The 12,860-nt window shown below is 44.9% G+C and carries 11 protein-coding genes; 1 reads left to right on the plus strand and 10 read right to left on the minus strand.

The features are described from left to right. Positions 1-44: 44 nt before the first annotated feature. Together M1D71_RS18525 and M1D71_RS18530 are read right to left on the minus strand one after the other, a co-directional pair. A complete protein-coding gene (locus M1D71_RS18525; RefSeq protein ID WP_458127292.1) occupies positions 45-590 on the minus strand; it encodes an ABC transporter substrate-binding protein in 546 nt (181 codons plus the stop codon). Then, positions 503-2,017, minus strand: coding sequence for a helix-turn-helix domain-containing protein (locus tag M1D71_RS18530; RefSeq protein ID WP_458123146.1), 1,515 nt, complete (start codon positions 2,015-2,017; stop codon positions 503-505). The genes M1D71_RS18525 and M1D71_RS18530 overlap by 88 nt, the downstream gene beginning before the upstream one ends. A 361-nt stretch (positions 2,018-2,378) precedes the next feature. On the opposite strand from M1D71_RS18530, the gene M1D71_RS18535 reads away from it, so the two are divergent. Then, positions 2,379-3,191, plus strand: coding sequence for a hypothetical protein (locus M1D71_RS18535; RefSeq protein WP_458123147.1), 813 nt, complete (start codon positions 2,379-2,381; stop codon positions 3,189-3,191). A 181-nt stretch (positions 3,192-3,372) separates the two neighbouring features. Here the strand turns inward: M1D71_RS18535 and M1D71_RS18540 are convergent, their stop codons facing one another. From M1D71_RS18540 to dxs, 8 genes are all read right to left on the minus strand, one after another. Continuing rightward, positions 3,373-4,329 carry a GGDEF domain-containing protein gene (locus tag M1D71_RS18540; protein WP_458123148.1) on the minus strand — a complete coding sequence of 319 codons (957 nt, stop codon included), beginning with the start codon at positions 4,327-4,329 and terminating at the stop codon, positions 3,373-3,375. Between the two features lie 410 nt (positions 4,330-4,739). Beyond that, complete coding sequence (gene spo0A, locus M1D71_RS18545) at positions 4,740-5,546, minus strand: sporulation transcription factor Spo0A (RefSeq protein ID WP_458123149.1); 807 nt, start codon at positions 5,544-5,546, stop codon at positions 4,740-4,742. Between the two features lie 195 nt (positions 5,547-5,741). After that, positions 5,742-7,070 (minus strand): SpoIVB peptidase, encoded by a 1,329-nt coding sequence (gene spoIVB, locus M1D71_RS18550; RefSeq protein WP_458123150.1) that lies wholly within the window; start codon positions 7,068-7,070, stop codon positions 5,742-5,744. A 120-nt stretch (positions 7,071-7,190) separates the two neighbouring features. After that, the gene (gene recN, locus M1D71_RS18555) at positions 7,191-8,909 is read right to left on the minus strand and encodes a DNA repair protein RecN (RefSeq protein ID WP_458123151.1); all 1,719 of its coding nucleotides are present in this window, start codon (positions 8,907-8,909) and stop codon (positions 7,191-7,193) included. Between the two features lie 56 nt (positions 8,910-8,965). Further along, on the minus strand, positions 8,966-9,415 hold the full coding sequence (ahrC, locus tag M1D71_RS18560) for a transcriptional regulator AhrC/ArgR (RefSeq protein ID WP_145322615.1): 450 nt from the start codon (positions 9,413-9,415) through the stop codon (positions 8,966-8,968). Between the two features lie 84 nt (positions 9,416-9,499). Continuing rightward, the gene (locus tag M1D71_RS18565) at positions 9,500-9,985 is read right to left on the minus strand and encodes a hypothetical protein (RefSeq protein ID WP_458123152.1); all 486 of its coding nucleotides are present in this window, start codon (positions 9,983-9,985) and stop codon (positions 9,500-9,502) included. A gap of 84 nt (positions 9,986-10,069) precedes the next feature. After that, entirely contained in the window at positions 10,070-10,915 is an 846-nt protein-coding gene (locus tag M1D71_RS18570; protein ID WP_458123153.1) for a TlyA family RNA methyltransferase, read from the minus strand. A 22-nt stretch (positions 10,916-10,937) separates the two neighbouring features. After that, on the minus strand, positions 10,938-12,845 hold the full coding sequence (dxs, locus tag M1D71_RS18575) for a 1-deoxy-D-xylulose-5-phosphate synthase (protein ID WP_458123154.1): 1,908 nt from the start codon (positions 12,843-12,845) through the stop codon (positions 10,938-10,940). Between the last annotated feature and the right edge of the window lie 15 nt (positions 12,846-12,860).

Raw genomic sequence — 12,860 nt, forward strand, 5'->3', positions numbered from 1 at the left:
AAAAACAAACATTTCTTATACAAAACTTCAGCGAACCGCTCTTACTATTGCTCCCTTGGAGCCGCCAACATCTTTTCTACGACAAAATCAAGTTGTTTATTGACTGAATAGATATCGGAATAATAGAAAAATTCAAAGTCAATCTCGATCAGACGGCCCTCCTTAACAGCTAGTATGCTACTCCAAATTGGATCATTCGTAAGGTTATCTGCCCCTTCATACACCGAACGTAACACATAATCTCCGATATATTCAGGCAGTACTTCCATGGACAAGTTGGAGCCTCCTGCTTCCGAAACCACATCAATTTTCTTCTGCACTATTTCAGGAGCTTTCATGTCCAAGTACTCATATAGTGCCTGAGATCCTCGGCCATATTGCTTGCTCTCTACAACGACCATACCTTTCAAACCGCCCTCCACAATGGAAACCGTTTTGTCCAATATGCCTGCATCTGCAAGTGTTTTCTTGCTTTCTTCAACTTTGCTGTTGAGATTAGTGATTAATGTCTGGGCTTCCTGTTCTTGCCAAAAATACTCGCTATACTCCGGAGTCTTTCTTCTGTAGTCATTTTCTCGTACGGAATATATACCGTAGGAGCGATATCCTTTAACAACGAATACGTCTCTTCTGAAGGCGCAATAATCAGATCCGGATCGAGGTCTATGACAGCTTCAGGATTCGGTTCAAACCAGGCGCCCAGTGAATTTACACCTTCAAGTTCGCCCTTGTATGCAGCGCCGGCGAATACTTCTGAGGTAGCGATTGGCTTAATTCCAAGTGCAACAACATCCCCCTGGAGATACAATACAACAACCCGTTTCGGATTCGCTGGAACAACCACGTCACCTTTAACCGTTGAGACCGTACGTGTTTCATTGTCTTTGTTCGTCTGGCTTCCTGTGTCCGATGACACGGCCGTACGACTGTTATTGGAACTGGCACCCGTTCCTTCGCCAGCTACTGGTGTTGTTGCAGTACCTGAAGAGCAGGCTGCGAGGAGCATCGTTATGCTCAATAATGCAACCATGATCATACTGGATCTTGTTTTTCTTCTTTTCATTGGTGTAGACCCTCCGTCTATATATTGATAATGATTCTCATAATCAATATAGCTCGACTTCCATCTCCGGCCAATGGACGATTCAGAGATTTGCAATGGACGATCCTCTGTTCGAGCTTCTTCCCTCATCTTTCGTTGATACAGAATTGGAGAGATCCCCACATGTTTTTTGAAGATACGACTAAAATAATACACATCCGAATAGCCCACTTCTGCTGCAATTTCACTCAGCGTTGCATCCGATCGTACAAGCAGATTGCGAGCCTTGGCGATTCGGGTCTGAATTAAATAATCAATGGGACTGTAACCCGTCTGTCGTTTGAATTGCATCGATAAATGACGGGAGCTGTAGTTCATTTGTTCAGCCAAAAAATCAAGTGTGACCTGTTCCCTGTAATGATTCTGTATATAACGAAGTGTTTTTTTCACCGGGTCAGCAAGCTCTGTTTTGATCTCCTGCTCTGCCAACTGAACCATCATTTCATGAATGAATAGGTAAAATAAACTTTTCGTATGAAGCAGATCCAGACTGCCGGACTGCACCCATGCATTCTCAAGCTCGTCAAGGTAACGTAACAACCCAAGTGGATTACTTGGCGTAAAGCCATATTGCAAAGAGAACGGTGCAACCTCAGGTTGTGCCATTAACCACTTTTTGCGATAACTAGGAAAGGCAATGAATGCTCTGTAGTAGAGCAAAATATACTCAAAATCTTCGTTAGCTTGTATATCCAGTGAGGATCCTTTCGCCCCATGAAGCATGTAAAATCGCTCTGCCTTGTATCCTTGCCCATCCAATCGTAGTACAGCAGATCCTCGAATCGCATATATAAAACCATTTGCCGGAAGTATGTAGGACTCCAGTTGCGCTCCCGCCTCCATAACAATCCGGCGTATATCCAGGACCTTAACTGCGGCATGATTCCAGCATTTCATCTGTTCATCTAATTGCATCGAATACTCTCCAATCCCAGCCTCACCCGCAACAAAGACCTTGCAAGGTCATCATTCTGCCACCCATCCTTGAAATACATGCGTAGCAGAGGTTCACTAATATTCCTTACATTATAAATGATAATAATTTTCATTATCAACTGTAATTTTAGGCTGGAATTGGATTTCATCTTATCATGGAGATTCTTTTTCTTTATTCAACGCTTAACCGAACTAGGCGGTCTCTTCGTGTAATGATTAAGTACGAAATAGACTATGTAAATGAATCCATTCTAACGAAGCAATTGATCTTCATTTACTTCCGTTCACATCCGATATATGTACATAGAACCACAATTAAACGTAGAAGGAGAACAGGGTAATGAATTCAATCTCATCTGCAACCAAAAGCAGTTTCACTCCCGGGAACCAAGTCTCCAATCGGGATAAAGAAATTCAGGGACTCATGCAGCAGAAGATCAGACTTAATGAAGAAATGCAGGGCGTGAAAGCCAATGACGAGTTGGATACCAAAACAAAAGCTGAGCGAATTAAATCCTTAACAAACTCCATATCCCAAGTCGACAGCCAGATTGCCCAAATTAAAGCAGAAGAATTGCAGGAAAAGAACAAATTAAAACAGCCCGAAAAGACTCATCAGCAACAGCCCAAACCAACCGACGAGGCACAATCCCCTTCACTTGATCACCTGATCAAGAATAGTCAGACTTATGATCAATTGGGTAAGCTGGTCGGTATGCGTGATCGCATGCAGGGCTCCATACAGACTACCGAGGGAGAAACCCGCTTCGACCGACTTGTCCTGGAGATCAACCCTCCGGGAAATGACCTCGATCTCGGCAAATCAATGATGCTGGAAAACGCAGAGCGCACTGTCTTCCAGGCAAAACGAGAAGTAGTTCAGGACATCAATGCTCAGTTGAGCAAAGTCAATCAGAAGATTGGGGAGTTGGTGGAAGAGATCCATCAATTCGTGCCTAAAGAAGCGGTCCAACCTCCTAGATCTGCAGCATCTGGGGAAGAAGCTCAGGAAGTAAATGAAGGTAATAAAACTGGAAATACGGAGAAGTCATTGGATGGCGAAAACACAGATCAGATATCCGAAAACCGCCTGCAAACTTCGGCTTCTGCATCTCCTACTGCTTCATATCCATCTGTTGATATTCGAATCTGAGTAGGGTCTGATCCTACAATCTTATATGTATACATAATGAGGTTAGAGTCATGTTATAACACCACCTTCGACTCTAATCCAAATGATAGAATAACCGCTATGACAGGTGACTAACGCCAGATGCGTAGCGGTTTTCTTGCATCTTACACGCTAGCTGCATCTATTATGAGTAATGCTTACTCTAACATGGATTACTGGCGGTATCATTTGCACAGATGATGCTGCCGGCAATCGCTTTACAACCTTTTTTGATCCGTGTTGCTTCATCGATAATCTGATCTATGTTTTCATATTTTTGCTTACGATTGGTCACAACAGCGATGGATACCGAAACGAGAGGAATGGGCCGATTCAACCCGGAGCGTCCTTCCCCCAGAACATATTGATGACTCCAATCATGTTCGTTGTAGAACGTCCTCTTTATTTCCTCAAAGCCTGAAATGACTTCCTCACTAATATGCTGGTAATTATGATGATTCAGGATTGCAATAAAATCATCACCTCCGATATGTCCAAGAAAAGCTTCCGGAAATACAAAAAGCTTGCGAAGCAAGTTAACTGTTGCCTGAATAAGCTGATCCCCCATCTTGAAACCATAGCTATCATTGTAGGATTTGAACTGATCGAGATCGACGTAAAGTACGCTAAAATGATCCATCTGTAGAGCCTGATTTAACCGTTCATTTATGATATGATTCCCTGGAAGACCTGTTAGCGGGTTCATAAAAATCGCCATTTCAGCCCGGACATCTGCAACCGCAAGTAACAAACGGCGAATACTTACCGCACCAAAGAAACTGTCGCCCGAGGTGATTAGCACAAGGTCATATAAATCCCCTTCATCTCGATCCATCGCAAGAACACTTACATCTGTAATCTGTTCCGAATAATCCACGACCAGTGCCTCCGTATTCATCACTAGCTCTACAGGGCGTCCCATATACAGATTATAGCCATATTGTGTACCAATCTGTTGAAAGAACCGGGCTCGCATCATCAATGACACATCCTTCTCCCCCATAACAGCTACACCTTCCAGACTGGGATTGGACTTAAACAGCTGATAGACGATATCGCATTTTGTATCAGATCGTACTACAGGAATTGGTTCAGCAATCTCCCCTATTTGCGTAAACATACCACTCTACCCCTCTATTCGAAGCATCAAATCCAAGCTTTCCAATTATATAGTAGGTCTTTGTCAATGGTCACATCGTACCACTTTCTAACTGAAAAATCGTTAACTCAAGGTAAAAGTTTATAAAATATTTCCTTATTCTAAAATGTTACTAAGAGATACGTTTTTCCTTAATGATCGGAAGTAACTTTGTAAAAATAGGTCTCATCATCATAATCTCCGTTATTTCGTAATGTAAAATACCGTCATCTATTGGATGATCTTCAATCCAATAAATGACGGTATTCGTTGGCATATATCACAAAGTTTATCGGCATAAAATATAATCCAAATATTTTTAACCAAATTTCATTTGGCTGAAATCTATTCTGAACCAAAGTTTCCTTGCCGGCTCACTACTCCTAACTCTTTCAGCTCACCTTATTCTCAATTCTCAGCTTGTCAGCGACCATCGCGATGAACTCGCTATTTGTTGGTTTAGACTTGCTGATGTTGATCGTATAGCCAAACAAGTGGCTGATGCTGTCGATGTTACCACGCGTCCAAGCCACCTCAATGGCATGACGGATCGCACGTTCGACGCGGGACGGCGTTGTTTTGAATTTTTCGGCAATGGCCGGATACAGTGTTTTGGTGATGGCTCCCAAAATTTCGATATTGTTGTACACCATCGTAATGGCTTCGCGCAAATACTGATATCCCTTAATATGCGCAGGAACGCCGATTTCATGTATGATGGACGTGATGCTGGCATCCAAATTTTTGTGTTTGCCCATTGGCACGACATTAGATTTCATGAACATGGATGAGCCGTTGCTTGTGGACATCGCGGTCTGTGTTCCCACCAGTTGGCGTACACGATTCGCGAGCACTTCCATGTCAAACGGCTTAAGAATGTAATAGGAAGCTCCGAGTTGCACGGCACGCTGTGTGATATTCTCTTGTCCGAATGCCGTAAGCATAATGACCTTAGGCTGTGGAGACAGGTTCAGGTTGCGCAAGCGCTCCAGCACACCCAGTCCATCCAGATGTGGCATGATGATATCCAGAATCAGCACATCCGGCACATCTCGTGTTTGCTCCAGCAATTGCAGTACTTCTTCTCCATTGTATGCAATACCGGTTACTTCCATATCTTCCTGTTCAGATATATATTCGGCAAGCAAATTCGTAAATTCACGATTATCATCGGCCAGCAATACCTCAATTTTTTGCAAAACGGTATCCTCCTTTAAATTAAACATCGTTTCGTACATTTCCTTACAGGTTAAATTTTCGACACAGCAGGTTAAATTCCTCCTGTCGAAAATTATTTTTCTTTATTTTTTTTTCTTGATCCTATATAATAAATAATTTATTTCATTATCCGATATATTATGTTTGCTTTCGACAAAAAAGAACCTCAGGGCTGTTTATCCAGCCTTGAGGTTCTTTGCGTTTTCCTTTTTCATCATTACACCAGCATCCTGTAACATCCATTCAATGAAGCAACCGTACCCTGATTTCGGATCGTTGACAAATACATGAGTCACTGCACCAATCAATTTACCATTTTGCACAATTGGGCTACCACTCATGCCTTGAACAATACCTCCGGTCTTATCCAGCAGTTTCGGGTCTGTAATTCGAAGTACCAAACCTTTAGTCGCTGGCTCAGATTGATCTGCTACATGAACAATGTCAATGGAGAAGAGTTCAACTTGTTGACCGTCAACCACGGTAAGAATTTCGGCCGGGCCTTCTTTAACTTCATGAGAAAAAGCAATGGGAATACCTTTGGAATACAGACTGTGCTCAGGATTTCCGGACATTTTACCAAAGATGCCAAAAGCCGTATTGCGTTCAATATTGCCCAAAATCTTACTTTCCTTGAGGAAATGAGCACGCTTTTCACCCGGATCACCGGTCTCGCTCTTCGAAATTGACGTAACGTTTGACTGAACGATCTGACCACTCCCCACAACAATGGATGTCTGTGTGTTCATATCTGTAATGACATGGCCCAGTGCGCCATATACGCCCTGATCGGGAGCATAGAAGGTAAGAGTACCAACACCAGCTGCAGAATCACGAATATACAAGCCAAGCCTCCACGCTTGATCCTCGGAGTCATACGCTGGAGTCAATCGTGTTTTGACTGTTTCCTTGCCACGTTTCAATACCACATCGATCCCTTTTTTACTTTTGCCTGCAAGTTCAACGGCTTCGGAGACACCTGCCACACCATCGAGACGTTTACCATCCATATGCGTGATCAGATCTCCAAGCTTAATGCCCGCGGTTTCTCCGGGCGATACGCGCTCATCTTGGCCAGAATGGACCAGATGATGTCCAACCACCAGAATACCCGCCGATTTAACTTTGACGCCGATCGTTTGACCCCCGGGTACAACACGCAAATCCGGTATCACGTTTACCTGAACTGTTTTCACGGGAATTTTCCCCCACAACTTCAACGTTAATTTAGCATGTCCCGTCTGTTGAGGGTGGAGATGCAAAGGTTGTTGCCTGGTAAAGTGCATCGCTGCCTGATCATCCAAACCAACGATATCAGGACGATCTACAACGGCGCTTGAAGCAGCAGGTACGGCGAGCCGGACATCCGCTTGCCTGCCAGCAAACACCTGTAATTCATCCGGCAGTGAAGCATAACTTTGCACAGGCTGAATGGCCTGGCTAATCACACAAAGAAAGAAGGCAAATAAAAGACCTAGCAATTTCTTCCTGAGGGGGGAATTCAATGGCTGTCACACTCCCTTTGCTTCTTTCGCTTGACGAAAGGTGGTCGCCAATTGCGTACCTTTAAGATAACCTCGCCCCCAGGCTTTTATTACTGTCAATCATTACGCCAGCCGTCCGTTTCACCCTTTTTTGGCTTCCGCCAAATTCAGCATTTCCTGTGCGTGATGCAGCGTTTTTTCTGTAATTTCCACGCCGCCCAGCATACGTGCCAATTCCTTCACTCTGCCTTCGTCTGACAGCGATTCCACCTGCGTCATCGTCCGTCCATCATAGACATGTTTCTCGATGAGATACTGATGATCTGCCATACAAGCCACTTGTGGTAAGTGAGTTATTGAGAATACCTGACAAGTCGAAGACAGCCGGAACAATTTTTCTGCAATGGATTGAGCTGCTCTCCCACTAACGCCAGTATCAACTTCATCAAAAATCAAAACAGGTATCTGATCATGTCGCGCAAAGATACTCTTCATCGCCAGCATCATTCTCGACAGCTCGCCACCTGAAGCAATCTTGCCCAATGGTCGAAGTGGTTCACCTGGGTTCGGTGAGATCAGGAATTCGGCATTGTCCGCACCCTGACGATTCAGACGAATACGGCGTCCCTTCCATTCAATGCCCTTCGGATCTTCAAATGGAGTAATCTGAACACGCAGTGAAGTTCGCTCCATCTGCAGATCCTTAAGCTCACTTTCCACTTGTGCGGCGAGTTCCTCGGCACATTGTTTGCGAACCTTGCTGAGTTCCTCGGCAGACTCCATCACAAGATTAAGCATTTTATCACGTTCAGCTCGCAATTTCTCCAGACGTTCGTCCTTGTTCTCCAATTGGTCGGTTTCATGGCTAATCTGATCAAAATAACTCAGAATAAGTTCCACGCTGTCCCCGTATTTCCGTCTGAGGCCAGAAATCAGATTCAGCCTTTGCTCCACTTCTTCCAGCCTTGCCGGATTAAATTCAATCTTCTCCCGGTAATCCCTTAACTGGAAAGTCGCATCTTCCAATTGATAAAATGCCGATTGCAGTTGCTCTACAATCGGTTGCAGACCTTTACTATCGTATCCGGATATATCTTCAATTCTTGAAAGAGCAATACTTACAGCTTCAAGTCCGCGTTGACCACTGAGCAGATCATACGCTCCGGCAACACTGTCCATCATTTTCTCACTATGGGATAGTTTGACCCGTTCTTCCCCGAGTAATTCATCCTCACCTCGTGTAAGGCTTGCGGCTGCGATCTCTTCAAGCTGAAAGCGATACATATCCAGAAGTTGATAAGCACGCTGACTGGACTCCTGGAGCGCACGCAGTTCTTTTTCCGCTGTGATAAACTTGCTGTAGCGCTCCTGATACTTTGCTTTGATCGGTCCGATTACTTCAGAGCCATAGGTGTCGAGAAGCCCCAGATGGCTCTCAGCGCGTAGCAAACTCTGATGTTCATGTTGACCATGGATATTGATCAGCTTCTCGCCTACTTCCCGCAGCATGGTGAGATTGACCAATTGTCCATTAATGCGGGACGTACTCTTCCCCTGCATGTTCAGCTCACGTCGAATGACCAAATGTTCTTCCGGCTCACAGTGGATACCCAGCTTCTCCAATGTCTGCCATACGGGATGACTCTGCTCCATCTCGAACAGGGCTTCCATCTCTGCCTTGTCACATCCGTACCGGATCAGATCTGCTGAACTGCGTCCACCTGCAATTAAACCAAGTGCATCTATAATAATCGACTTCCCTGCACCCGTTTCCCCAGAGAGTACATGGAATCCCGGGTGGAATACAACATCCACTTCTTCCACCACAGCCAGATTGCGAATCGATAAAGTAACTAACATCTGCAAAAACACCTCCGGATGAACTAACTCAGAAATTATGTTTTTGAATCACTTATTCAGGAAATGTAACCCATGATCCGCTCAATAACGGTCACACTGTTACCTTCAGTCCGGCAGATAATCAGGATGGTGTCATCTCCACAGATCGTGCCCATGACTTCATTCCACTCAATATTATCAAGTAAAGCAGCAATGGAATTCGCTGTTCCCGGCAAACATTTCATCACCACCAGGTTGTTCGTGTGATCAATGTGCAGGAAGTTGTCAACGAGTGCACGCTTCAGCTTCTGAATCGGATTATATCGTTGATCTGTTGGCAAAGAATACTTGTACCGTCCGTCATCCATCGGAATCTTGATTAACAGAAGTTCTTTGATATCCCGGGATACCGTAGCTTGAGTCACCTGGAAACCTGATTTGCGCAGTGCTTCAACCAGATCATCCTGAGTCTCAATTTCATTTTGACTAATGATTTCACGAATCTTGATGTGCCTTTGTCCTTTCATACATGCCTCCAGTTAAATGTATTGCAATAAAGCAGCAATTGTAGATCGCCGCAGATTTCGCCAAACCATGTTCACTCTTATATATTAGTCCAGATCATCCCCATCATACACATCTTCCTGATAGTCCATGAGCCTGATTAACTTAATATCGGAATCCTCCAAGTCAACATACAGCAATCCTTCACAACCAGGATATAACAACAGATAATTGAGGAAGCGATCCCTTAGCGCAGGTCCAGTCAATTCAAGCGGCTGTCTGCGACGCGATGTTTTGACCAGGTATCTGAGATCCTCCCGCTCTGCAACATAATCAATGAATAATCTGCTGTAAAATACGGATTCGTTGGCCTCAAAAGCCAGAGGGACTTTCATTTTACCACCGATGACTTCGTAACCCTGCGCTTCAAGCAGATCTAATGCAGGGGAATCCTGAATCTTCACATTCAGTTGCATTCCAGACAAGCTTACAGGCATCGGTCGGTTCACCCAATTACGCAGACCGAAGAACAGCCACAAGATCAGACAGACAGCAAGAACACCTATAACGATTGTGTCATATTGACCATTCATTATCGCTCACCTCGAAGACATATTCGAGATTCAGTGATGATTTCCCTTTACATCGATCACCTTTCCAGCGAAAAGAAACCCATCTTATGATGAGTTTCCCGTAAATGTATGCGCCGCTTCCTTCGAAACTTGCTCCGCAAGTGCATCAAGTGAAGCTGGATCGTTCTCTGGTTGTGTTGCCTCTGGTGCTTCCAGACGCCAATGAGCGAGAAATTCGATATTGCCTTCTCCACCGGTTATAGGGGAAAAAGTTAAACTCTGCAGATCCAAACCAAGTTGACTCGCAAAATGAAGCATGGTCTGTAATACATCCTTGTGTACCTTCGTATCACGTACTACACCGGACTTGCCTACTTTTTCACGCCCTGCCTCAAATTGAGGTTTAATCAATGCTACGATATCTGCAGGTTGTTTCAAAAGGGCCAGGAGTGGCGGCAATATGATGCGTAGTGAAATGAAGGACACATCAATACTCGCAAAATTTGGCACGGGTCCCGTCAGATCTTCGGGAGTCACATAGCGAAAATTAGTTCGTTCCATCACGGTAACCCGTTCATCATTACGCAAAGACCAGTCGAGCTGATTATAGCCCACATCAATGGCATATACGTGAGAAGCACCATGCTGCAGTGCACAATCCGTAAAACCACCGGTGGATGAACCGATGTCGAGCATGACAAGTCCATTCATATCAAGGCCGAAATGACGGATCGCTTTTTCGAGCTTCAATCCGCCTCTGCCAACATAGGGATGTACCGAGCCTTTAACCTTCAGCTCGGCTTCCCGTGGAATTTTCATACCAGCTTTTTCAATCGGCTCATTGTTGGCATACACCAGTCCAGCCATGATCGCTGCTTTCGCCTTCTCACGACTTTCATAATAGCCCTGCTCAACCAGCAGAACATCAATTCGTTCTTTCGGGAGTGACATGTCTTTCTCCTATCATGTAATTTTACGAAGGAAAACGTGTTTTGGGCATGCCGTAAGATGATTGAACAGCCATGTTACGCAGTTCAGCACATACATTTTCAACGGTAAGACCCACTTCCTCACGTTGTTCCTTGATACTGCCATGCTCGATAAAGCGATCCGGAATCCCCATCAGTTGTACATGTACATCATGCAATCCCTCTTCTGCGTAGAACTCCAGAACCGCACTGCCCATACTACCTGCTTGGGATGCTTCTTCAAGCACAATTAATTTGGTACCTCGAACAGCCAAATCCCGAAGCATCTGCTCATCCAGAGGTTTGAGGAAGCGAGCGTTGATTACGCCTGCTGTAATGCCTTCCCGTTTCAGCAACTCTGCTGCTTCTTCTGCAAGCTGCACCATCGATCCTGAAGCGATGACGGCATATCCTTCCGAGGGACGCAATTGCTCCCATGTTCCAATCGGAATCGTAACAAGCACATCATCCAGAGGTACACCCACCACATTGTTTCGTGGATAACGGTAAGCAATCGGACCTTCATTATAATCAAGCGCCGTTTTCATCATATGACGCAATTCATTTTCGTCTTTTGGCATCATCAGAACGATATTTGGAATATGACGCATGAACGCCACATCGTATACCCCTTGATGTGTTTCCCCATCCGGACCCACAAACCCAGCACGGTCAATGGCAAACATCACGTTGGCGTTATGACGACAAATATCATGTACAATCTGATCATATGCACGTTGCATAAACGTGGAATACACGGCAAAGACCGGTTTTAAGCCTTCCATGGCCAATGCTGCGCACATCGTCGCCGCATGTTGTTCAGCGATCCCCACGTCAATCATGCGATCCGGAAATTCCTTACTAAACGGGATGAGCCCTGATCCTGTAGGCATTGCTGGAGTGACAGCTACGATCCGCTTATCCTGCTTCGCAAGATCAATCAGCGTTTGACCAAACACTTCCGTATACATCGGTTTTCCCACAGCCTTCAGCACTTGACCGGATTCAATTTTGTACGGAGAAATTCCGTGCCACTTGTGTGAATCAGCTTCTGCTGGCTTATAGCCTTTTCCTTTGGTTGTCAGTACATGAACGAGCACAGGACCATCCACGTTATCTGCCTGTTTAAATGTTTCGATCAATTTGGGAATATCATGCCCATCAATCGGCCCCAAATACGTGAAACCCAGTTCTTCAAAAAGAACCCCTGGCACCATCATATATTTGACACTGTCTTTGATCCAGCTCGCCGATTTGGCCAAACGATCCCCAATAGCAGGGATTTTTTTGAGCATTCCCTCGACATCATCTTTCGCTTTCAGATAATGGCGATCCGAACGAATTTTGCTCAAATATTTATGCATAGCCCCAACGTTTGGAGCAATGGACATTTCATTATCATTCAGAATAACCATCAGTTTTCTCTGCTCATGACCAATATGATTGAGGGCCTCAAATGCCATACCACCTGTAAGCGCTCCATCACCAATCATTGCGATGACTTGATTATCTCCACCCTTCAGATCACGTGCAAGGGCCATCCCCATCGCAGCGGACAATGAAGTACTGCTGTGGCCAGCTTCCCATACATCATGTTCACTTTCGTTACGTTTAACAAATCCGCAGAGTCCGTTGTGTTGACGCAATGTATCAAAGCGATCCATACGCCCTGTGAGTACTTTGTGCACATAAGCCTGATGCCCTACATCAAAAATCATTTTGTCTGCTGGACTGTTATAGCAGTAATGCAGGGCTACCGTGAGCTCAACCACTCCTAAGTTGGGTGCAAGATGCCCACCTGTAACGGACAGTTTCTCAATAAGAAACTGCCGGATCTCTGCTGACAAAAGCGCAAGATCATCCTGAGACATCGATTTTAGATCACTGGGTTGTTTAATTTGTGGAAGCAGCACGAGAATCTCCCCGCT

This window comes from Paenibacillus sp. Z3-2 (assembly GCF_054161325.1).

Bases quoted from the DNA above. Each gene is read 5' to 3' on its own strand.
- M1D71_RS18530 (WP_458123146.1), bottom strand. From the start codon at position 2,017: ATGCAATTAGATGAACAGATGAAATGCTGGAATCATGCCGCAGTTAAG.
- M1D71_RS18535 (WP_458123147.1), top strand. From the start codon at position 2,379: ATGAATTCAATCTCATCTGCAACCAAAAGCAGTTTCACTCCCGGGAAC.
- M1D71_RS18540 (WP_458123148.1), bottom strand. From the start codon at position 4,329: ATGTTTACGCAAATAGGGGAGATTGCTGAACCAATTCCTGTAGTACGA.
- recN (WP_458123151.1), bottom strand. From the start codon at position 8,909: ATGTTAGTTACTTTATCGATTCGCAATCTGGCTGTGGTGGAAGAAGTG.
- ahrC (WP_145322615.1), bottom strand. From the start codon at position 9,415: ATGAAAGGACAAAGGCACATCAAGATTCGTGAAATCATTAGTCAAAAT.
- M1D71_RS18565 (WP_458123152.1), bottom strand. From the start codon at position 9,985: ATGAATGGTCAATATGACACAATCGTTATAGGTGTTCTTGCTGTCTGT.
- M1D71_RS18570 (WP_458123153.1), bottom strand. From the start codon at position 10,915: ATGTCACTCCCGAAAGAACGAATTGATGTTCTGCTGGTTGAGCAGGGC.